The following is a 22,250-nucleotide window of genomic DNA, read 5'->3' as shown; positions in this document are numbered from 1 at the left end:
GCATTAGTGGGAGAGTATGTCGCCGCCTTCTTTAAACCCTTCATCATTACGGTGAAGGGTTTTTTTATGGCATCATGCCAGGGGGCATAACCTTACGCCTGTGATTTTGAATAGGCTTGTTTTTTTTCTATTTTAGGCGAAAATATCCAACCGTGCTAAATTGATGTCGCCTTACCGAAGAATATTTTTTCTCTTTGCATTATTGCACTGTGTTATTCCTTTATCTGTTTGCGGACAGGTGATGCAGGAACGTGTTTTTCTAACTAAAAACAGCCTCCGGTATCTCAGCCGGGACTGGCACTCAGGATACCGGGCTTTTGTGATTTCTTCAGCAGAACTTAATGCCGGAAAGATATCCGAATTGCACCGCCTTTTTAATTCGGAAAAGAAACCGGAGGTCGTTGCCCTGTTTGTAGAAGAGGGTTATGAGGATGTTCTGGATAAGCTGGATCGCAGTGTGCTGTCGCCTCTCGTGGTCCGGGATACTTCTGTTACAGACAGGGGTCCTGAAGACGACGGCATCCTCGTGTTCGGGGATGGAGATGAGGCTCTTTTTAACACCGGGAAGTGGATCGCAGATTTTACTCCGTATGGTGTGGAGACCGGGAAGAAAAACAATAAAGCGATATTCACGAGGATTGATGCGAGGACTGCCGCCAAGGCTATTCGGGCAAAGGATATTGTAGATGTGATGCTGAATGAGAAAGGTAAATTTCCCAATTTTATTACAACAGACCAGGCAGAAGAATGGAATAAGATCGCAGATAGCCTGTCCGGGTTAAAATTCTATCATGCCAATGTACTTTTTGAGGGAGAAAACCTGAGTGGCGTTCGCTGGAGTCAGCAGGGATCGCTGATTTCCGACGGACCTATTGTAACCACTGCTGTCAAGATATCTCCCAAGAAACGGGGATTCTGGTTCTCTCCTGATATATTTTCTTTCAGTGATGCTGCCGGTCCTCCGGGAATAAAGATATTTAAAGCCTACCAGTACGACCTGAAGGAGGCTTTGCGTTATTATCTGCCCCTTCGGTCGAAGGAACCGAATAATGTGCTTCCGTATGATAACGGAATTTATACCGATGTGAGTTTTGCGGAGGATGAAACCCGCGGCAGGGTAGCCCTCTTTAACGGTAAGACGAGCTATATAGATTTCAGAAATACCGATGATGTACATTTTGGCGAAGTAACGGTTTCGGTCTGGGTGAAGCCGGACGAGATATCGGGAAGCCATAGCCTTATCGGTAAGGGAGAGGCATTTTCTGCAAAGATCTACAAGGGGAAAATGCAGTTTACCACCCCGGGATTAAAGGACCATGATACCGGTGAGATTGTGGTTCGTGCAGGGGAATGGACGCATCTCACCTACGTGTATTCCATAGACAGGAAGGTTTATTTCTATGTGAACGGAAAGCTTGTTGACGAAACTGTAGGGTCTGCGCTGGAACAGACACGGCATTCACTGCTGGTCGGAACCAATTTATGGGGACAGTATTATAAGGGGAAAATGAGCCAGTTGTCGGTGTGGAACCGGGCGTTGAGTGATGAAGAGGTTAGCCGGGTATATGTTATAGGTGTTCCCTCGTCGGGTAGAAATACGGGGAACAGATACTGGATTGTGGGAGGGATCATCCTGCTGCTGCTATCGGCTACTGCTATTGTGGTCTATAGAGTTCGAAGCGGGAAAGTGCGGAAGCCAGGGGAAGTGGCCTTAAAGGTGGCAGAATTTTCTCCGCCTGATAAAACCGCTGACGAACCGGCAGTAGCTTTGCCTCCGGGTGGTGGAAGTGTATTACTGTTGGATGAATTCAGGATTACCGGAAAAGCGGGAGAGGACATTACTTTCAGGTTTTCTCCGAAACGCAGGGAGCTCTTTCTCCTGCTCCTGTTCTATACCTTAAAGGAGGGAGGGATATCGTCCCGGAAAATGGGAAACCTGCTTTGGCCGGGATTCTCACCGGAGAGTGTGAAAAACAACCGCAGTACCCATATCAAGGAAATTCGCAAGGCTGTTGAAAACCACCTGGATATCCGGGTGATCCATGAAAATAAGATCTGGTATTTGCAGCCGGGAGATGAAGTTTATATCGACCTGTGGGAAATAGAAAGAAAAATTCCCGTTTTTTCGGGCGGGGGCAAAGCTCTTCCTTCCCGGGAAACCCTTCTGGAGTGGACGGCATTGATAAGCCGGGGCGGACTATTGCCGCAGACCGAGTCGGAATGGATAGACCGGTTTAAAGCGGATTATGCCAATGCCGTGCTGGATGTTCTGGTGCCCGTATTGGAAGATGAAGAGTACACCGACAGCGAAATTCTGGAGGTCATAAACGGCATACTTACCATAGACCCGCTTTTTGAGCCTGCGGTAAAGAAGAAAATTTCCATCCTTATGAAGGCTGGCAAGCATACCTTGGCCAGAAAAGCAGTTGAAAATTATAAAAAGCTGTATGAGAGCTTTTACGGGGAGGTTTACGAGGCCGATTTTCCCGTTTAGGTTCCTGATTTTTCAGAGTTGTTTTCTTATTACCCCTAATGTTACCCCTTCTGGTATCCCCCTTTACAGTAAGTTTAGCCCGTTCAATTTTAAAAATCAACCTCAATGAAAAATCACAGGAGAAAATTCCTTAAACACCTCGGTTTAGCGGGAGCTGCTGCTGCTGTTACTCCTTCCGTTTTAGCGGGAAACCACAATCACGGAAAAGACAGTACGGTTTCTTACCTGTCCAGAGCGGAACACGGCTTTGGTGATAAAACCCTGAAACTGGCCCTTATCGGAGCCGGGGGGATGGGCGTTGCCGATATGAAAACAGCGCTCCGGCACGAAAATGTAGAAATTGTAGCCGTATGCGACCTTTACGACGGCAGGCTCGACGATGCCAGAGAGCGATGGGGAGACCATCTTTTCCTTACTCGTGATTACAGGGAGGTATTAAAACGAAGAGATGTCGATGCTGTTATTATCGGCACTCCCGACCACTGGCATAAACAGATCAGTATTGATGCCCTTAACGCAGGTAAACACGCCTATTGCGAAAAGCCCATGGTGCATTCTGTAGGAGAAGGGCATGAACTGATCAATACCTGGAAAAAATCAGGCCTGGTCTATATGGTGGGCAGCCAGGGGCTGTCTTCTCTCGGTAATGAGAAAGCCCGGCAGTTGCTTGCCGAAGGGGCTATAGGCGATATTAACTATGCCGAAGGTTTCTGGGCAAGGCATTCTCCCCTGGGCGCCTGGCAATACGCCATACCGGATGACGCTTCTGAAAAGACGGTAGACTGGAAACGCTATTTGTCCAATACCACAAAAAGACCGTTCGACCCCTTACGCTTTTTCCGGTGGAGAAATTATCTGGACTACGGTACCGGGATGTCGGGAGATTTATTTGTTCATCTTTTTTCCAGCCTTCATTTCGTGACGAATTCGTATGGTCCGGAGAAAATAGCGGCCACGGGAGGACTGCGGTACTGGAAAGATGGCCGGGAAGTACCCGATGTACTGCTGGGCATCTTCGACTATCCGGAAACAGAACGGCACCCGGCTTTTAATCTTTCTCTCCGATGCAATTTTGTAGATGGTACCAGTGGCTCTACATATCTGAAAATCGTAGGAAATAAAGGAGCCATGGAGATCACCTGGGACGATGTGGTGCTCAAACGCGATAACCATGTAGACGATGATCCCTTCCTCAAGGAAAAAAGCAGGGAAGCAGGCGGGTATAACGGACGAAAAAAGATACTTCCCCCCACAGAAACCGTTTATAAGGCGGAGAAAGGATACAAGGGGGCCCATTACGATCATTTTGCCAATTTTTTCCGGGCCATAAGGCAGGGAGGAACAGTAGTGGAGGACCCGGTATTCGGCTTCAGGGCCGCGGCACCGGCATTGCTCTGTAACGATAGCTATGCCCGGAATGAATATATTAAATGGGACCCGGTAAACATGAAGGTCGTTTAAGGGAAGTGATGTACAGGGATGCGTGCAGGTTGGAAGTTACAAGTTGCAGGTTACAGGGAACTTTCAAGCAGTAACCAGCAACCCCGTACAGGAATAACTTATTGTAAACAAACAGCTTAATTTAAAATTATTCACATGAAAAAAACGATGTTGATCATGGTTGTTGCGGCTTTTGTACTCGGAAGCTGTAAGAATAAGGAAAAGAGCGAAAAGCAGGTAGTGGCGGAAGCACAGGATATCGGGGTAAATACGGGGGATAATACCCTGACCGATAAGGAAAAGTCGGAGCGCTGGATGTTGCTTTTTAACGGTAAAAGTACCGATGGATGGCGCTCTTATAACGATTCGGTCCTGAACAAGGGATGGGTCGTAGAAGACGGTACTCTTAAATCGCTGGGAAAAGGCGGGGATATAGGTGGGGATATCGTTTATGGCAATGATACTTTCGAAAATTTCGAATTGTCCCTGGAGTGGAAAATCGGGGAAGGGGGGAATAGCGGTGTTTTTTACCATGTCCTTGAAGGGGAGGAGTATAAAGCCCCTTATTTTAACGCTCCGGAATACCAGGTTATCGATCAGCTCGGTTTTCCCCAGAAACTGGAAGACTGGCAGTCGATAGGTGCTGATTACGGGATGTACACCCCGGATTATGAAGGCGCCGTAAAACCTGCGGGAGAATGGAATTCTACACGGATCGTATTTACCCCTGAAAAAGTTACCTATTGGCTCAACGGAAAGAAAACCGTAGAATTCGTACCTTGGTCAGAAGATTGGGAAAAGCGGAAATCCGGGGGAAAATGGAAAGATTATTCCGATTACGGGAAAAGCAGGTCCGGACTTGTAGGGTTGCAGGATCACGGGAGCTTTATATGGTTTAAAAATATAAAAATCAGAAAATTATGAATAGAGCAGTAAAGGTAATACCGGTTTTAGCACTCCTGGTTTTGGGAGTAGCCTGTAAGAGTGGTAGTGAGAAATTGTTTAACGGGAAAGACCTGGACGGCTGGACCAGATACGGTACGGAAAAATGGTATGTGGAAGATGGGTTACTGGTCTCCGAAAGCGGCCCGGATAAGGCGTATGGCTATCTGGCCACCGATAAAAACTACGACAATTTTGAGCTGGAAGCCGATTTTATGCAGGAAGCCGACGGAAACAGCGGTATTTTCTTCCGTTCGAATATCGAGGGAACCAAAATATCCGGCTGGCAGGTGGAAGTAGCACCTCCCGGATTGCATTCCGGGGGAGTTTACGAGTCTTACGGAAGGGGATGGCTCATAAAACCTGAGGCTGAAAAAGAAGAAGCACTCCGGTACGGAGAATGGAACCATATGAAGATCAGGGTACAGGGGAACAGGGTGACGACCTGGCTTAACGGAGAGCAGATGATAGACCTTACCGATGAGCAGATAGGAGAAGGACAGGGTAAAATAGCCCTGCAGATCCACGATGGCGGAGGTATAAAAGTACTGTGGAAAAACATCGTTGTAAAGGAGATTACCGAATAAAGGGTAAAATCTTTGCGTTATAAAAGGGCTCCCGGGTGTTATTATTGTATTAATTCAGGGTTTTGTATACCGGAATTTGTGCAGAATACCCGGGAGTTTTTATTTTATGTAGTATCTTAGATGTAAATTTAGGACTTATGAAAGCCCATAACCCCGAAACAAGTTCGGGACAAGTTGGGCATTTGATAAAAATGGTCAATACCGGCCGATATAAATAAAGCCAAACCGATGGCTTGCAAATTTTCGTATAGATGAAAAACCTGTTAATCCTGACCCTTTTATTGTGTTGTGGTACCAGTTTCGCACAAAACACCAATGTTATGGAAAAAGAAAATATCTATCAGTTCAAAGTGGAAGATCTTTATGGAAAAACCTTTGATTTTTCCGACCTGAAAGGGAAAAAGATCATGATCGTCAATACGGCCAGTGAGTGTGGGCTCACCCCCCAGTACGAAGTACTTCAGGAATTATATGATAAGTACGGGAACAGCAATTTTGTTATCGTCGGTTTTCCGGCCAATAACTTCGGAGGGCAGGAACCCGGAAGTAATGAGCAGATCGCCGAGTTCTGCGAACAGAACTACGGGGTTACATTTCCCATGATGGCCAAGATATCGGTAAAAGGAGACGATATGCATCCCGTTTATCAGTTCCTTACGGAAAAGGCGAAAAACGGTCTGGAAGATTCTGAGGTAGAATGGAACTTCCAAAAGTACCTGATCGATACCGAAGGCCACCTGGCCAGGGTAATACCTCCGAAAACACTGCCCGACGATAAGAGTGTGACAGACTGGATAGAAGAAAGGCCATAACGGCAAAATATCACAATATCATTTTCCAAGACTTGAAATTATGAGCAATAAGAATCCGGGGGTCAACACCATATGCACCCATGAAGGAGAAATTAAGGATACCACATACCAGGGAGTTGTATCTCCTTTGTATATGGCTACGGCCTATGCCTTTGAAGATGTAGAGGCCAAACGCTATCCGCGGTATTTCAATACGCCCAACCAGCTGGCACTCGCCAGGAAAATTGCCGCATTGGAGCACGCAGAGGCAGCGCTTGTTTTTGGCAGCGGAATGGCCGCTATCAGCACGGCATTACTGGCATTTCTTAAAAAAGGGGACCATGTTGTACTGCAACAGACACTTTACGGAGGGACATTTAACCTGATCACGGAAGAATTCGACAGGTTCGGCATAGCATATTCCTTTACCGAAGGATGGAAACCTTCTGATTTTGAAGGGTGTATCCGCGACAATACCAGGGTCGTATACCTGGAAACCCCCTCCAACCCGCTGCTCACCATAACGGATATAGAGGCTGTTTCCGCACTTGCGGCGGAAAGAGGGCTCATCACGATGATCGACAATACCTTTGCAAGCCCGGTAAACCAGAACCCGATTGACCTGGGAGTAGATGTCGTAATCCACAGTGCCACCAAATATCTCGGCGGGCACAGCGATATTCTTGCAGGGGCTGTGGCGGGGAAGCAGGTATATATAGACCGTATCCTGAAGCTGGGAATAAATCTCGGCGGAACACTGAGCGATTATACCGTATGGCTTTTGGAACGAAGTATAAAAACCCTTGGGCTCCGGGTGAAGGCACAGAACAGAAATGCCCGGAAACTGGCCAAATTCCTGCAGAAACATCCCGATGTGGCCAGGGTATACTATCCCGGGCTTAAAAGCCACCCCGACCATGAACTGGCCAAAAAACAGATGAAGGGCTTTGGCGGAATGCTCTCTTTTGAGCTCAGTGACGGACTGGATGCCGGGGCATTCATGAAGGAACTCCGGCTGGTTAAGCCTGCCATGAGCCTGGCAGGTGTGGAAAGTACCATAACTTCACCTGCGCTCACTTCCCATTCCCTGCTGACTGCCGAAGAGAGAAAGGCACAGGGCATATCAGACGGACTGTTGCGGTTTTCGGTAGGGATCGAGGACAGGAAAGACCTTGTGGAAGACCTGGAAAGAGCCCTTCAGAAAACAGCAGCGCTACAGGATAAATAAGTTAAGCCGGATATGGTGAGGTTTTTTTGCCCGTAACGGTTACCTTTGCCCTTTCGTATTAATTTAACCAAAGGAATATAACGGTGAAACTGGATATACTGGCCATCGGGGCACATCCCGATGATGTGGAACTCGGTTGCGGGGCAACTATTGCCAAAGCAGTGGCAGCAGGAAAAAAAGCAGGAATACTGGACCTTACCAGGGGAGAGCTTGGGACCCGCGGATCGGCGGAACTCAGGACAAAGGAGGCTGCCAGGGCAGCAGAAATACTGGGAGTTGCGGTACGGGAAAATCTCGGTTATGCCGACGGCTTTTTTACCAACGACAGGGAGCACCAGCTCGGGATTGTAAAAATACTGCGTAAATACCGCCCTGATATGGTACTGTGCAATGCGGTAGAAGACAGGCATATCGATCACGGAAAAGGAAGCCGGCTGGCCAGTGATGCCTGTTTTTTGAGCGGACTTGTAAAAATAGATACCGGGCAGGAAGCGTGGAGGCCGCGTTTTGTATATCACTATATTCAGTGGAAGAATATCACCCCGGATGTAGCGGTGGATGTAGGCGATTTTATCCGGGTAAAGAAAGCCGCCGTGATGGCGTACGGTTCACAGTTTTTTGACCCGGAGAGTGAAGAACCGGAGACCCCCATTACCAGTCAGAATTTCCTGGACAGTATTGTATACAGGGCCAGGGATTTAGGCAGGATCACAGGAGTAGAGTATGCCGAAGGGTTTACCGCAGAACGCACTATTGCTGTAAAATCGCTTGATGACCTGATATAATTTTTGTGTTTTTATTTGCAAATAGGAGAGAATAGTTTACCTTTGCATCCGCAAATAAATGGTGGTTGTAGCTCAGTTGGTTAGAGCGTCGGATTGTGGTTCCGAAGGTCGCCGGTTCGAGACCGGTCTTCCACCCCTCAGAAGAGCACCCGGAATAGGTGCTCTTTTTTTTGCCGTATGTTGTCCGGATACTATTTATCGTTGGAGCAGGGCAATGTAACGGTATCCTGGTTTTCACCAAAGACAACTATCAAACTATTTAGTTACATTTGCATCAGCTTAACTATTAACGCATGGGATTAGTAACCGCAAGAGAAGTTGCCAGGGCTATTCATGTAGATAAATACGGGATATTCGGCACTTTAATAGGTTGGTTTTTGATGAAATTGCTCAGGATATCCACACTGAACCGCATATACGACAGGAACAAGCACCTCAGTGATATAGAATTTCTCGATGCCATTCTCAATGAATTTCAGATCCGTTTCGAAATTCCCGAAGAAGACATGAAGCGACTTCCGAAGGATGGGAGTTATATCACCATATCCAACCACCCCCTGGGCGGTATCGACGGGATACTGTTGCTCAGGTTGTTACTGGAAGAACGCCCGGATTACAAGATCATAGCCAATTTCCTGCTGCACCGGATCGAACCGATGAAACCTTATATCATGCCGGTCAATCCTTTTGAAGATCACAGGGACGCCAAATCGAGCATAACGGGGTTCAAACAGGCCATCCGTCATCTCAGGGAAGGCCATCCGCTAGGGGTATTCCCTGCGGGGGAGGTCTCTACCTACAGGGACGGCAAGCTGATCGTGGACAGGCCGTGGGAAGAGGCAGCCATGAAACTGGTCAAAAAAGCCGAAGTACCCGTTATTCCCGTGTATTTTCACGCCAAGAACAGCCGTCTTTTTTACAGGATGGCGAAAATAAGCGATACGCTGCGTACGGCCAAGTTACCTTCGGAGTTACTGACACAGAAAAAAAGGGTGATCAGGGTGCGTATCGGGCGGCCCATCTCCGTGGATACGCAGCGTGAGTTCGGGCAGCTGGATGAGTTTACCGAATTTCTCCGGAAGAAGACCTATATGCTGGCCAACCCTTATGCCAAGGAAAGCCTGCTCACCAAGGTGCCGGGGTCGTTGAAACTCCCCAAGGCTCCCAAAAAGATCATTACTCCCGTGTGTTCCGGGCTTATGGATAAGGAGGTGGAAGAACTGAGAAATGACGATTGCAGGCTGCTGGTGAGTAAAAACTACGAAGTGTTTCTCGCTCCTTCCGAAAAAATCCCACATGTGCTACAGGAGATCGGACGTCTGAGAGAGATGACATTTCGCGAAGTCGGGGAAGGTACGAACCAGGCTGTAGACCTGGACCATTTCGACACCTATTACCATCATATGTTCCTGTGGGACAACACGGCGAAAAATATAGTGGGGGCCTACAGAATGGGGATGGGGTCTGAAATTTTTGCAAAGTACGGCATCGACGGATTTTACCTGCAGGACCTGTTCCGCTTCGAGCCCGAGCTGTATAAAATGATGAGTGAGTCGATAGAGATGGGAAGGGCTTTCATCATAAGGGAATACCAGCAGAAGCCCATGCCCCTCTTTTTGTTGTGGAAGGGAATTGTACACACCACATTGAGGTACCCGCAGCACAAGTACCTGATAGGAGGGGTGAGTATCAGCAACCAGTTTTCCAATTTCTCGAAGTCGCTGATGATCGAATTCATGAAATCCAACTACTACGATCCGTATGTGGCCCAGTATATAAAACCCAAGAAGGAGTTCAAGGTAAAACTGAAAGATGCCGACAAGGATTTCGTGTTTGATGAAACGGAGGCAGACCTGAACAAGTTCGACCGGATTATAGACGAGGTGGAACCCGGAAACCTCAGGCTTCCCGTGCTCATCAAGAAATATATAAAACAGAATGCAAAGGTGGTGGCCTTTAATGTAGACCCCCTGTTCAACAATTCCGTAGACGGACTGATGTATATCCGTATCGCAGACCTGCCCGAAAGTACGGTAAAACCGGTGATGGAAGAATTTCAGCAGGAACTCGAGCAAAAGTTTATGCAGAATGAACACGATAAAAATGACAAATAGCAGGTGGTATGCTGTAAACGGGAACGGTTCGTTTTAGAACAGCTTCGGAGTATATCTGCCATTCCTCATTACAGTTTAAAAAAAGCTCTTTCTTCTTCATTGAGCAGACGGGAATGAACGATAAATCTTTTCCCGAGGGGAATTTCCAGGGAAAAACTCGCCCCCCGTCCTTCGGTGACGTCTATGGTCAGGTGGGTGTGTTTCCAGTATTCGTACTGGTCCTTGTTCATATAAAAATCAATACCTTCCAGTTGGCCCAGCAATACATCGCTCTCATCGAGGTACATATCTTCCTTTTCCAGGAGCATGGGGGAAGAACCGTCACAACATCCGCCGCTCTGATGAAAGATCAGTTCACCGTATTTTTCCTTTAGTTGCCGTACAATTTTGCCGGCATTTTCTGTTATGGCTATACGTTGCATGACATCATACTGTAAAAAGGCTGAACACGACGGTTCAGCCTCTGGTTATACAATACTTTCTTCTAAAAAAATCCCAGTTTGTTCTTATCGTAAGAGATCAGCATGTTTTTGGTCTGGCGGTAATAATTGAGCATCATCTGGTGGTTCTCTCTTCCGAATCCGGATTTTTTATAGCCTCCGAAAGGGGCGTGTGCCGGATAGGCATGATAGCAATTGACCCATACGCGACCTGCCTTGATGGCTCTCGGGATCTGGTATAACTGGTGGGCATCCCTGGTCCACACACCTGCACCCAGGCCATACAGCGTATCGTTGGCTATCTCAACGGCCTCTGCCTCATCGCTGAACCTGGTGACGCAGACTACCGGGCCGAAGATTTCTTCCTGGAACACGCGCATCTTGTTATGGCCTTCCAGAATGGTGGGTTTTATATAAAAGCCGTTGGCCAGGTCTCCGTCCAGTTTGTTGGCCTCACCACCGCATAATACTTTAGCCCCTTCTTCCTTTCCTATGTTCAGGTATGATTTGATCTTTTCAAACTGGTCGTTGGAAGCCTGTGCACCTACCATAGTAGTGGTATCGTAGGGGTTTGCCTGTACGATGGCATTGGTCCTGGCAACCACCCGTTCCATGAATTTATCATATATGCCATCCTGTACCAGTATTCGCGACGGGCAGGTACATACCTCTCCCTGGTTAAAAGCAAAGAGTACTGCCCCTTCAATGGCCTTGTCCAGGTAATCATCATCGGCATCCATGACACTGTTGAAGAAAATATTGGGAGATTTACCCCCGAGCTCCATGGTTACAGGGTTCAGGTTCTTGGAAGCATATTGCATAATAAGCTGTCCTGTAGTGGTTTCACCGGTAAAGGCTACCTTGTTTACTTTTGCACTGGAAGCCAGTGGTTTTCCGGCTTCCGGACCAAAACCATGAATTATATTAACCACTCCCGGAGGAAACACATCGGCTATTTTTTCCATGAGCAAGGTCGCAGATGCAGGAGTTTGCTCGGCGGGTTTAAGAACGACACAATTCCCGGCAGCCAATGCAGGGGGAAGTTTCCAAGACAGCATAAGCAGCGGGAAATTCCACGGAATGATCTGTGCTACAACTCCCAGGGGTTCACGAATGTTCATGGAGAGGGTATTGGCGTCCAGTTCGGTGGCAGATCCTTCTTCAGCGCGGATACAGGCTGCAAAATAATGCCAGTGATCTACCGAAAGGGGAATGTCTGCATTCAGGGTTTCCCGGATGGGTTTCCCGTTGTCGCAGGTTTCCACGAGGGCGAATTCTTCCAGGTTTGCCTCGATAATATCGGCGACCTTGTTCAGCAGGGTGGAGCGCTCTGCCGCGGAGGTATTGCCCCAGCTGTCCTTGGCGGCATTGGCAGCATCGAGGGCGGCCTCAACATCTTCCTTCTGCGACCTGGGATATTTTGCAATGAGACTGTTGTCTACCGGAGAACGGTTTTCAAAATACGCTCCCCCTACGGGATCTACAAATTTTCCGTTTATAAAATTCCCGTATTTTTCCTTGAACTGTGGTTTGGAATAACTCATGATTTAAAATTAATTTATCAGGTTTACGATCAATGATTCATCCCTGTTTATCCCGGTGATCTTCGAACCGTATCAGGGGAACAGGGATGTTAAAAATGTTATAGTTTTACTTTCTATAAAGTTATTTTACGATATTGAAATGGTTTAGTACATATTTATCAATTTATTGCACATTTCTATTATTCGCAGGTGAAAAGCAGGATTTTTTAATTATCGATCATGGAAGAGCTATTGGAACACCACAGAAGGAATCGTAAACTAACTACGCTGGTAGAGAATAAGACGACCTATAATGCCGATCATGCCGAACTCAGCATTTACGAAACCCATGAGTATGCGGAGAGTGTATCGCTGAAGTTCGATTTTCCTGTTATTGCCAGTATGCTGTCGGGAAAGAAAGTAATGCATATAGAAGATATTCCTTCGTTTGAGTTCTTTCCAGGGGAATCGGTAGTGATGCCGGCCGGTAAGGAAATGGTGATCGATTTTCCCCTGGCCCGGAGGAATGCCCCTACGCAATGCCTTACACTGGGAATAGCCCCGGAAAAAATAGAGGAGGTGGCCGATAAGTTCAACCGCAAGGTGGCCATAGAAAACGAGAACAGTAACTGGAGGCTGGAAGACGGGTCTGCCTCTCACCTGATCCACAATGCCGATGTGAACCACCTGGTCAAACGCCTGGTCTATACCTTTACCCATACCCGTCATTCGGGAGACCTGCTGCTCGACCTGATGATACAGGAATTGATCGTGAGGCTGTTACAGACACGTGCCAAAACCCTGCTGCTGAACGATACGCAGGAAGTGTTCAGTGATACCCGTATCGGGATGGTGATCAGGTATATCAGGAAACACCTTACGGACAAGGATATTACCGTAGACTTGCTCGCAGGGAAAGCGTGTATGAGCGTATCGCATTTTCACAAGAAGTTTAAGAATACCCTGGGAGTTTCTCCCATAGATTATATCAATGCCCAAAAGATCAGGTTCTCCAAAAAACTGATCAGGGAATCCCGGGAACTCCGCATGTCGGAGATCGCCTTTAAATCGGGTTTCAACAATACGAGCTACTTCAACCGGCAGTTCAAAAAGCTGGAGCTGATGACCCCGCAACAGTTCCGGGCCTCAGTGAGTTCGGGATGATTGCCCGGAACCTTCGCCAATAATGAGCCATTACAATGAACAGTGAAGTCATGGGGCTCTACGTAAAGCCGTAGCCCCGTAGAAGTGTTTTATTTCAAACAATTTTTCTGTAATATACTATCATATTTATTCTATAGGAATTATATGGTTATAAAAGAATCTCCTAAGTTTGTCCCGTGGAATCATTAAAGAATACAGCGATCAAACTTCCATGCCGGCAGGTATGGAGTTGGAAGTTCGAATTTGACGCCCCTGAGGTGGCTGAGTGCTCCCGACTTGTCGGGAGTGTATCGAAGTCCCGGCCCGCTCCAACCTGGAAACTGCAACTTGCAACCAGAGAACGCCCCCCGGCCCTGTATGCTTCCTGACCTGAGTACCTGTATTCTAATAAACTTATCAACAATGATTTCTTTAATGGTATTTACATTTTTTACAGCATAAAATACATTTTTTACAATAAAACACTCCTTTCGTTGATAAGTTTGTTTCGTTGTTCCACTTTATAAAACATGAGCTTAATGAAAAACCTTATTGATAGTACTGATTAACCACCGGGAAATAAACCAGAAACCACAGCTTTTTAATTATGAATAAAAACTTTACTTATTTAAAAATACCGGAGTGTATTTTACCGTCCGGCCTGGGGCGGCATTTTTTATCCAGACAGGCAATATTTTCCGTTTTACTCCTGTATAATGTTTTTATGATAAACGGATATGCGGGCAGTCTTAAAATGTTTCCGCAGGAGAAGGTAACCGTGAACGGTATTGTTAAAGACGAAATGGGCGTTCCCATGATCGGGGTTACCATAGTGGAAGAAGGGACTACTAATGGTGTCTTCACTGATTTTGACGGGAAATTTTCCATCTCTGTAAATGACGGGGCAGCCTTATTGATCAGCTTTATGGGGTACAGGGGCCAGACTGTGGAAAACCTGTCTGCGGAATCCGGATTTCTGGAGATCTCCATGGAACTGGATGTATCCAACCTCGATGAGGTCGTCGTTGTAGGATACGGGAAACAAAAGAAAGAAAGTGTAGTTGCGGCGATTTCCCAGATAGACGGGGAGGAGGTCTTAAAGACAGGAGCTACCACCAATGTTTCCGAAGCCCTTCAGGGGCTGATGCCGGGCTTAACGGTAATCAACAGTGACGGGCTTCCGGGTAAGGGGGCACACGATATCATGATCAGGGGAGTGGGAACCACTTCCGGTTATACCTACCCCCTGGTTATTGTAGACGGGATCGAAAGGGATTTTAATATGATAGACCCCAGTGAGATCGAGACCATTTCCGTTTTAAAAGATGCCTCGGCCACTGCGGTATACGGCGTACGTGGTGCCAACGGAGTGATTATGATTACCACAAAAAGAGGGAGGACAGGAGATCCGAAATTCAATTTCTCATCGAATTTTGGATTTAAGAAGCCTACCAAGGTGCAGCAGAATGCCGATTTTATTACGACCATGCGGCTGTATAATGAAGCGGCTGCAAACGACAGGCTTTGGGATAACCTGATCCCGGAATCGGAGATCAGGGCATGGGAGGAAAACATGGGGCAGGCCGGCCCGTACAATCCTTATTTCCCCCAGATAGACTGGTGGGATGTGATCCTGAAAGATCACGGTTTCCAGCAGCAGTACAACCTCAATGTCAGTGGCGGAACAGAGAGTATGAGATATTTCGGTTCCCTGGGGTATGTAAGTGACGGGGATATATTCAATACCGATTTTGGCAAAAATTCCGATTTTGAACCCGACTTCGGTTTCAAACGCTACAACTGGCGCTTTAACCTGGACTTCGATATTACCAGAACCACCCTGTTCTCCGTAAATTTTGCCGGAAACTTCAGAAAGAGGTTTCAGCCGGTCTTCGGGCCTGATGACGGGTCCATATTCAGCAGGATGCGCACGCTCCCGACCAATACTTTTCCGTTGCGGTATCCGGACGGGGAATGGGGGGATTCGCCTTCGGGAGGGCAGAATTATGTCGTGATCCTCAATGAAGGAGGGCAGGAAATACACAAGGATTACGAAGGTTTTTACGATGCCCGTATCCACCAGAAACTGGACTTTATTACCGAAGGACTATCGGTTGAGGGAAAAATATCCCTGACGTCATTGTCCGGATATTATTCTGAAAAAAGGAGGGATCGTTCCGATAATCCCAATGCCAGCCTCGGGTCTGAAGTCCGTTACTACAGGGATTACGACATCACCAATCCCATCGTAAACGCAGATGGCAGTATAGAATATCCGCTGCTTTCCGAGATCCGGTGGCCCAATGCGGATTACCAGGGCGGGAAACCCATACAATCCAGTTATGACGAGTTCAGGAGGTACAGGCGACAGCTTTTCTATCAGTTTTCTGCAAATTACCAGCGCAAGTTCGGGAAGCATGCCATTACTGCCCTGGCTTTGATGAACCGGCAGACTTCGGTGAACACCGGGGCTTCCGTTCAGTTCGATTTTCCCAGTTACAGGGAAGACTGGGTAGGGAGGTTTACCTATTCGTATGCCAATAAATACCTGATGGAGGTCAACGGCGCCTATTCCGGATCTGAAAAATTTGCCCCCGGTAAGCGGTATGGCTTTTTTCCTTCGTTTGCCGTGGGCTGGGTCCTGTCAAAAGAATCTTTCTTTAAAAAGCTTACCGGCGATGTCTTCGATCTGTTGAAGGTGCGTTATTCACAGGGAGAGCAGGGGAGCGACCGCGATGCGGTCAGGTTCGGTTATACGCAGTTGTATACCAGCGGGGGAAATATACCCCTCGGGTATGATTCGAGAACGAATTACGGGCCCTTATACCAGGAGGGTGATGCGGCAGACCCCAATGCTACCTGGGAAACCAGCCTTAAACGCAACCTGGGGATAGAGCTCGAGGTACTGGACAAGAGGCTTTCTGCCACGCTGGACTTCTATAATGAAGAGCGTACGGGAATATTGATGCGCCGAAGGACCATCCCCGTATGGTTCGGAAACTCGGTGCCCAGCAGTAACCTGGGAGAAGCAAAAAACCAGGGCTATGAATTTGCCCTGAACTGGCGGGATAATATAGGTGAGGATTTCAGCTATAGGATAGGGGGCAATATTACCCAGCTGGATACCCGGATCGTTTTTTACGACGACCCGCGCCTGAGGGATGATTACCTGAAAGATGCCGGTAAACCCATACGCTGGGACCGCCAGGCCCCCCGGCTTATCAATTCCGGGTATTACGGTTCATTAGACGATATTTACAATTATGCGGCACCCAGTGTAGGGGCTTCGCGCGGACAGCTTGTTCCGGGAGACCTGATGTATGTGGATTATAATGCGGACGGGATTGTGGACAACCAGGACAATGTAGCCATGGAAAATCAGCTTTATCCCAAGATGACCTACGGGTTTAATTTCGGGGTACAATATAAAAACCTGAGCCTGAATGCCCTTTTTTATGGCGTTTCGGATATCGGACGGACCATTGGCCATGCCTTTTTATGGGATTACCAGCGGGGCGACCTGCTGGCACATCCCGATGTAGCTTCGAGATGGACACCGGAAACCGCAGACACCGCGGGAAAGCCTTCCCTGCATATTGGAGACAATGTAGGGCATAATGCGACAGCCAGCACCTATCAGTACGTAGACGGTGACTACCTGAGGCTGAAAAACCTGGAATTGTCATATACCATAAAGGCGGCGGTCAAAAGTTTTAATATCGATAAGCTGCAGTTGTATGCCAACGGCAATAACCTGTGGACCTGGGTGAAAAATGATATCCGGACAGATCCCGAAGCTTTTGGCGGAAGTACTTATCCCGTAGTCAAGAGGTATAATATAGGTTTACGTCTTTCATTCTAAAAATATAACGATATGAATTATAAATTACTCATCGTTGCTATAGTATTGACCGGGCTGGCAGGTTGCGAAAAATACCTGGATAAATCGCCCGATCTCGGGCTTACCGAGGATGATGTCTTTGCCAAGTTTGAATCGGCCCGGGGGTTTCTGGACCAGAATTACAACATGCTTGAAGATTTCCACGACTGGGATTCCCAGGGGGTGCTCAACATGAACTGGACTTCGCTTTCTGATGAAACCGCCATGATTATTGATGAACAGCCCATTTTATCTTTTGGAGACGGACAATGGTTCGGTTTTGCCGGAAAAGGGGAAATAGGGTGGGACGGATGTTGCGGGATCAGGGCGCCCATTCTCGGAAGGGCCTTTGCAGGACTGCGGATCGTAAACAGGATTATTGCCAGTGCCGAAAGTATCCCCGATGTCAGCCAGGAGGACCTTGACGGTCTATTGGGGCAGGCATACTTTCTCAGGGGATGGTGGTATTTCCAGATCATACAGCGATGGGGAGGCATGCCCGTTTTTGACAGGGTCTATACCCCCTCTGAAGACCTTGATTTTTCCAGGCTGACCTACCGGGAATCTTCGGAATGGCTGATCAGCGACCTGGACAAGGCCATAGCATTGCTTCCCGATACCTGGGATGATGTGGAATACGGCAGGGCTACGAAAGGATCTGCCCTCGGGTTAAAGTCGATGGTAGCCCTGTATGCCTCCAGCCCCCTGATGAAAAACGACCTGAACTCCATCGAGAATACGGGATATGATACCGAATGGAGCGAACGCGCCGCGGCCTATGCCCACGAGGCCATAAGCTATGTGCAGAACGGTACGGGAGGGCATCACTATCGCCTGATGGGAGGTGATGAATACGAGTTTATTTTCTATTACGATGCTTTTGGCTGTGACGAGGCCCTCTGGTTTAATGCCAATGTGGGAAGGAGAGATGCCAGGGACAAAAGGTCGTTATATATTCCGCGGCGGATCAATAACGACGGGGGGCAGGGGGCTTCCGCCATGAATTTTTCCAATCCTACCCAGGATATTGTCGACAGGTTCGAAACTACCGACGGATATCCCATCACACATCCCAATTCCATGTATGACCCGCAGCACCCCTACGAAAATAGGGACCCCAGGTTCGGCAACGACATTTTTGTGCCCGGCGAACAATGGGGCGTGAATGCGGGGAATAAGCCGTTATACCTGGAAACCTACGTAGGCGGAAGAGATTATACACAAGCTTTAAATGTCAACCTGACCTCTACCCGGATGATCACGGGCTATGCCAACAAGAAGTTTAACTGGCCCGAAGCCAACGGGTATACCCAGGATTATAACAAGTACAATTATAACATGGTATACATCAGGGTATCACAACTTTACCTGGATTATGCAGAAGCCATGAACGAGGCTTACGGGCCCGATAGCGACCCTGAAGGGTACGGAATGACTGCCGTAGATGCGATCAATGTGATCAGGAACCGTGTGAATATGCCGGAGGTGCATGCCGAATTTACAGGGACAAAAGAAGCGTTCCGGGAGCGGATACGCAATGAGCGCGCTGTAGAACTTATGTTCGAACACCCGCACCGGTGGAATGATATAAGGCGGTGGATGATCGCCGAAGATATTTTCAGCCGGCCTCTGAGGGGCGTGCGTGCCTATCCTGAAAATTCCGGACAGCCCAAAGTGGATTTTCGGTATGAGGTAATACCCCTGACCACTGAGCAAAGGGTATTCGAACGCAAGCATTACTGGTATCCCGTGGCAAATGACGATGTGGATAACCTGTATAATTTTCAGCAGAATCCAGGATGGTAATTAATCAGCAATACTTAAAGAAAATGAATAACAGAACCTATATACATTTTTTGGCCTTCATACTGGTTTTGTGCCTTCCCGTTACTTTGCAGGCACAAAAAAAGAAAAAGAAGAAGCGGGAAAAAATAACCGTAACTTCCCGTATTGTCGATGAAACCGGTACTGCCATACCCCGTGCTACCATTACCCTCGGGGAAGGTATGCTCAGGATAGCCAGTGATGAAAAGGGAAAATTTTCCCTGAAGACGGCATCAGAGGGAAAGTTACTTGTCGAAGCCGGGGGATATCAAAGTCAATGGGTTGAACTCGGGGAAGTCACTGAAGAAATAGTACTGGCCAGGACCCTGCTGTTGGCTTCGGCAAAGGATGCTGTCGATCTGCCCCTGGGACAACAAATTTCCCAAAGGGCCCTGACAGGGGCAGTAAGCGGTATTGAGGGGGCCGACCTGGAGTCTTACCCCGACCTCAGTTTTTCAAATGCGCTCCAGGGGCGTATCATGGGCCTGCAGGTGCGGCAAAGCGTGAACGGCCTGGGGAACAATTCGGCGACCCTGTATGTGCGGGGACTGGCACGTGGAGGTTCTGACGGGATCATTACCATTGTAGACGGTATAGAGCGTTCTATCGACTATCTGGCGGCACAGGAAGTGGAGAGTGTAAAAGTGCTGAAAGACGCTACCAGTAAGATATTATATGGCCCCCGTGCTGCAAACGGGGTGGTGCTGATCACTACAAAACGGGGAAAACCCAATACCAGGGTGCTGAAAGTAAGTGCGGAATACGGTGCTTCTTTTGTCACCCGCCTACCCGGATACCTGGACAGCTATGAATATGCAGGGTTGTATAATGAGGCAAGGGCAAACGACGGGTTGTCCCTTTTTTATTCAGAACAGGACCTGGAAGGGTATCGCAACAGTACCGGGCCCAATGACCAGCGTTATCCCAACGCCGGTTACCACGATTATTTCCTGGAAGAAGCGGCGGCTTTCAGAAAGGCCACCGTTGAGTATTCCGGCGGGAACGATAAAAGCCAGTATGCCCTGGTACTGGCATATACGGGAGGGAACGGTATAGAAAAAATAGGAGATAAGCCGGTGCGGGACAGGATTAACCTGCGGGGTAACCTGGATTTTGACATCAACGATTTCATGAGTGTAAATCTCGGCGCCAGCGGTTATGTGGAAACCCAAAGCTGGCCTTCCCGGAATAATTCACAGGTCATGTCGGTACTTTCGTCCCACAGGCCCAACGAATACCCGTTTTTGCTTACCGATGAAGCCCTGCGCAATACCGATGCCGATTTTCCCCCGATGGGCGGAAGTTTTTACAGGCCCAACAGCCTGTATGCCGACCTGCTGTACGGGGGCTTCAGCGAATCGCAACTGTTCTACGGGCAGGCCAATCTCGGGATCGATTTTGATTTTGGTGATATCCTGCTGGACGGACTTTCGGCCAGCGTATACTACACGACCGACAATCTCCAGTATTTCCAGAACGGAAAGTCTGAAACAGCCGTTACTTATGCCTCACGATGGTCTGATACGGAAGAAGGTGCATCGGTGAGGTATTATCCGCTCAGGCGGCGGGTTATTGAAGATAACCAGCGGCGGCAGAACCAGAACTATATTAACAATAACGGCTTTTATACCACTGTTTCTTATGAAAACAGGTTCGGGGCCCATGATATAAAAGCCGGCATCAGCCATATATATTACAACAAGGACCACGATAACTGGATACAGGACCTGCGTTTTACCAATACCGTATTACGCCTCAACTACGGGTTTAATGACAGGTGGTATGCCGAAGCTTCCCTGGCTTATATGGGGAGTGACAAAATGCCTTCAGGGAACCGTTATAAGCTGTTTCCTGCCGTCGGGGCCGCCTGGGTACTTTCGGAAGAAGGTTTTATGTCAGGGGCGGGGTTCCTGGACTTTTTAAAATTGAAAGGAAGTTTCGGGATACTGGGGTACGACCGGGCGATGGATTATTACCAGTATGAGAACCGATGGAATACCGACGGAAGTGTTCAGTTCAATGAAAGGAACAATACTTCCTTCTCCCGTACCCGGCTTCAACTGACGGGAAACCCGGACCTGGACTGGGAAAAGTCGCGGGAGATCAATGTAGGGCTGGAAGGGCTGATGCTGAACAACAGGTTGCGGTTTGAACTGAATTACTTCAATGAGTACCGTTACGATATGCTCCAGTCGCCTTCCAGTAACTATTCCGTAACGGCAGGCGGACTTTTTCCGTTAATAAACCGGGGAGAGAACATCAACAGGGGCTTCGAAGCCGAAGTGAACTGGAGCGATGCCATCGGCGACTGGAATTACCAGGTAGGCGGATTAATGATCTTTTCAAAAAACAAGGTGTTGAGGACCAATGAGATCACCTATCCCGAAAATCAGGATTTTATTCGGAATACCGGACGGCCTTCAGATACCATGTACGGTTTTGTTGCCGAAGGGCTTTTTACCGGTCAGCCGCAGGCAGACAACCACCCGGTCCAGGCCTTCGGGCCGTATGGAATAGGGAATATTGCCTATAAGGACCTCAATGGCGACCATGTTGTCGATAATATGGACAGAAAAGCTATTGGCAACAGTTTTCCGAGGACCAGCCTGGGGGTCAACCTGAAACTGGACTATAAGCGGTTTTCCCTGTTTGTACTGGGCACTGCCGAGCTGGGTGCGGACAACTGGCTGAACAACAGCTACTACTGGAATTACGGTGAAGGGAAGTATTCCACCGTGGTACGGGACCGGTATCACCCGGTCAGTAATCCCGGCGGGACTTATCCTGCCCTGACTACTACAAACGGAATAAATGATTTCAGGAATTCTACCTACTGGTTACAGGATGCGTCTTTCTTCAGGCTGAAAAATGTAGAGCTCAGCTATACCCTGTCGGCCTCAAAAGTGGCTAAATCCTATGAATTCCATATCAGGGGAACCAACCTTTTTGTGCTTTCGGAAAACAAGGATCTCGATCCGGAAGTGATTAATGCGGGGGTTGATAATTATCCCGTATTCAGGACGGTTACGGGAGGGGTGACCATTAACTTTTAACAGATT

14 protein-coding genes and 1 tRNA gene are annotated in these 22,250 nt (G+C 48.0%); 13 read left to right on the top strand and 2 right to left on the bottom strand.

The genetic code is table 11. From position 1 onward, the window contains the following. The first annotated feature begins 319 nt into the window (after window positions 1-319). The 9 genes from DN748_RS05705 (at window position 320) to DN748_RS05665 (ending at window position 10,381) form a co-directional block, all read left to right on the top strand. The gene (locus DN748_RS05705; protein ID WP_161554482.1) at window positions 320-2,494 is read left to right on the top strand and encodes a LamG-like jellyroll fold domain-containing protein; all 2,175 of its coding nucleotides are present in this window, start codon (window positions 320-322) and stop codon (window positions 2,492-2,494) included. Between the two features lie 105 nt (window positions 2,495-2,599). Next, a complete protein-coding gene (locus tag DN748_RS05700) occupies window positions 2,600-3,955 on the top strand; it encodes a Gfo/Idh/MocA family protein (protein WP_112370796.1) in 1,356 nt (451 codons plus the stop codon). 135 nt (window positions 3,956-4,090) lie between these two features. Then, window positions 4,091-4,858 carry a DUF1080 domain-containing protein gene (locus DN748_RS05695; RefSeq protein WP_112370795.1) on the top strand — a complete coding sequence of 256 codons (768 nt, stop codon included), beginning with the start codon at window positions 4,091-4,093 and terminating at the stop codon, window positions 4,856-4,858. Beyond that, window positions 4,855-5,463 carry a 3-keto-disaccharide hydrolase gene (locus tag DN748_RS05690; RefSeq protein WP_112370794.1) on the top strand — a complete coding sequence of 203 codons (609 nt, stop codon included), beginning with the start codon at window positions 4,855-4,857 and terminating at the stop codon, window positions 5,461-5,463. Before DN748_RS05695 ends, DN748_RS05690 begins: the two co-directional genes overlap by 4 nt. A 251-nt stretch (window positions 5,464-5,714) precedes the next feature. After that, window positions 5,715-6,275 (top strand): glutathione peroxidase, encoded by a 561-nt coding sequence (locus tag DN748_RS05685; RefSeq protein ID WP_112370793.1) that lies wholly within the window; start codon window positions 5,715-5,717, stop codon window positions 6,273-6,275. A 40-nt stretch (window positions 6,276-6,315) separates the two neighbouring features. Then, entirely contained in the window at window positions 6,316-7,482 is a 1,167-nt protein-coding gene (locus DN748_RS05680; protein ID WP_112370792.1) for a trans-sulfuration enzyme family protein, read from the top strand. 83 nt (window positions 7,483-7,565) lie between these two features. Beyond that, window positions 7,566-8,267, top strand: a complete 702-nt coding sequence (bshB1, locus tag DN748_RS05675; RefSeq protein WP_112370791.1) for a bacillithiol biosynthesis deacetylase BshB1 — start codon at window positions 7,566-7,568, stop codon at window positions 8,265-8,267. Between the two features lie 60 nt (window positions 8,268-8,327). Further along, window positions 8,328-8,403 (top strand) — tRNA-His (locus tag DN748_RS05670). A 157-nt stretch (window positions 8,404-8,560) separates the two neighbouring features. Beyond that, window positions 8,561-10,381 (top strand): GNAT family N-acyltransferase, encoded by a 1,821-nt coding sequence (locus DN748_RS05665; protein ID WP_112370790.1) that lies wholly within the window; start codon window positions 8,561-8,563, stop codon window positions 10,379-10,381. 68 nt (window positions 10,382-10,449) lie between these two features. On the opposite strand, the gene DN748_RS05660 is transcribed toward DN748_RS05665, so the two are convergent. Beyond that, window positions 10,450-10,803 carry a DUF779 domain-containing protein gene (locus tag DN748_RS05660; RefSeq protein ID WP_112370789.1) on the bottom strand — a complete coding sequence of 118 codons (354 nt, stop codon included), beginning with the start codon at window positions 10,801-10,803 and terminating at the stop codon, window positions 10,450-10,452. A gap of 62 nt (window positions 10,804-10,865) precedes the next feature. After that, complete coding sequence (locus DN748_RS05655; protein WP_112370788.1) at window positions 10,866-12,365, bottom strand: aldehyde dehydrogenase family protein; 1,500 nt, start codon at window positions 12,363-12,365, stop codon at window positions 10,866-10,868. 219 nt (window positions 12,366-12,584) lie between these two features. On the opposite strand from DN748_RS05655, the gene DN748_RS05650 reads away from it, so the two are divergent. The 4 genes from DN748_RS05650 (at window position 12,585) to DN748_RS05635 (ending at window position 22,244) form a co-directional block, all read left to right on the top strand. Then, window positions 12,585-13,508, top strand: coding sequence for an AraC family transcriptional regulator (locus tag DN748_RS05650; protein ID WP_112370787.1), 924 nt, complete (start codon window positions 12,585-12,587; stop codon window positions 13,506-13,508). Between the two features lie 703 nt (window positions 13,509-14,211). Then, window positions 14,212-17,349, top strand: a complete 3,138-nt coding sequence (locus DN748_RS05645) for a SusC/RagA family TonB-linked outer membrane protein (RefSeq protein ID WP_161554481.1) — start codon at window positions 14,212-14,214, stop codon at window positions 17,347-17,349. Window positions 17,350-17,361: 12 nt separating this feature from the next. After that, entirely contained in the window at window positions 17,362-19,173 is a 1,812-nt protein-coding gene (locus DN748_RS05640) for a RagB/SusD family nutrient uptake outer membrane protein (RefSeq protein WP_112370785.1), read from the top strand. 23 nt (window positions 19,174-19,196) lie between these two features. Then, window positions 19,197-22,244 carry a SusC/RagA family TonB-linked outer membrane protein gene (locus DN748_RS05635; RefSeq protein WP_161554480.1) on the top strand — a complete coding sequence of 1,016 codons (3,048 nt, stop codon included), beginning with the start codon at window positions 19,197-19,199 and terminating at the stop codon, window positions 22,242-22,244. The last annotated feature ends 6 nt before the right edge of the window (window positions 22,245-22,250 follow it).

The sequence above is a fragment of the Sinomicrobium soli genome, assembly GCF_003285545.1.
GTDB lineage: Bacteria > Bacteroidota > Bacteroidia > Flavobacteriales > Flavobacteriaceae > Sinomicrobium.
Note: the sequence above shows the minus strand (reverse complement) of the source record. Positions and strands in the feature narration are given on the sequence as shown.

What these genes read in the sequence shown, in the direction of transcription:
- DN748_RS05700 (WP_112370796.1), top strand. Translation starts at nt 2,600, where the DNA reads ATGAAAAATCACAGGAGAAAATTCCTTAAACACCTCGGTTTAGCGGGA.
- DN748_RS05695 (WP_112370795.1), top strand. Translation starts at nt 4,091, where the DNA reads ATGAAAAAAACGATGTTGATCATGGTTGTTGCGGCTTTTGTACTCGGA.
- DN748_RS05690 (WP_112370794.1), top strand. Translation starts at nt 4,855, where the DNA reads ATGAATAGAGCAGTAAAGGTAATACCGGTTTTAGCACTCCTGGTTTTG.
- DN748_RS05685 (WP_112370793.1), top strand. Translation starts at nt 5,715, where the DNA reads ATGAAAAACCTGTTAATCCTGACCCTTTTATTGTGTTGTGGTACCAGT.
- DN748_RS05680 (WP_112370792.1), top strand. Translation starts at nt 6,316, where the DNA reads ATGAGCAATAAGAATCCGGGGGTCAACACCATATGCACCCATGAAGGA.
- DN748_RS05665 (WP_112370790.1), top strand. Translation starts at nt 8,561, where the DNA reads ATGGGATTAGTAACCGCAAGAGAAGTTGCCAGGGCTATTCATGTAGAT.
- DN748_RS05660 (WP_112370789.1), bottom strand. Translation starts at nt 10,803, where the DNA reads ATGCAACGTATAGCCATAACAGAAAATGCCGGCAAAATTGTACGGCAA.
- DN748_RS05655 (WP_112370788.1), bottom strand. Translation starts at nt 12,365, where the DNA reads ATGAGTTATTCCAAACCACAGTTCAAGGAAAAATACGGGAATTTTATA.
- DN748_RS05650 (WP_112370787.1), top strand. Translation starts at nt 12,585, where the DNA reads ATGGAAGAGCTATTGGAACACCACAGAAGGAATCGTAAACTAACTACG.
- DN748_RS05645 (WP_161554481.1), top strand. Translation starts at nt 14,212, where the DNA reads ATGATAAACGGATATGCGGGCAGTCTTAAAATGTTTCCGCAGGAGAAG.
- DN748_RS05640 (WP_112370785.1), top strand. Translation starts at nt 17,362, where the DNA reads ATGAATTATAAATTACTCATCGTTGCTATAGTATTGACCGGGCTGGCA.
- DN748_RS05635 (WP_161554480.1), top strand. Translation starts at nt 19,197, where the DNA reads ATGAATAACAGAACCTATATACATTTTTTGGCCTTCATACTGGTTTTG.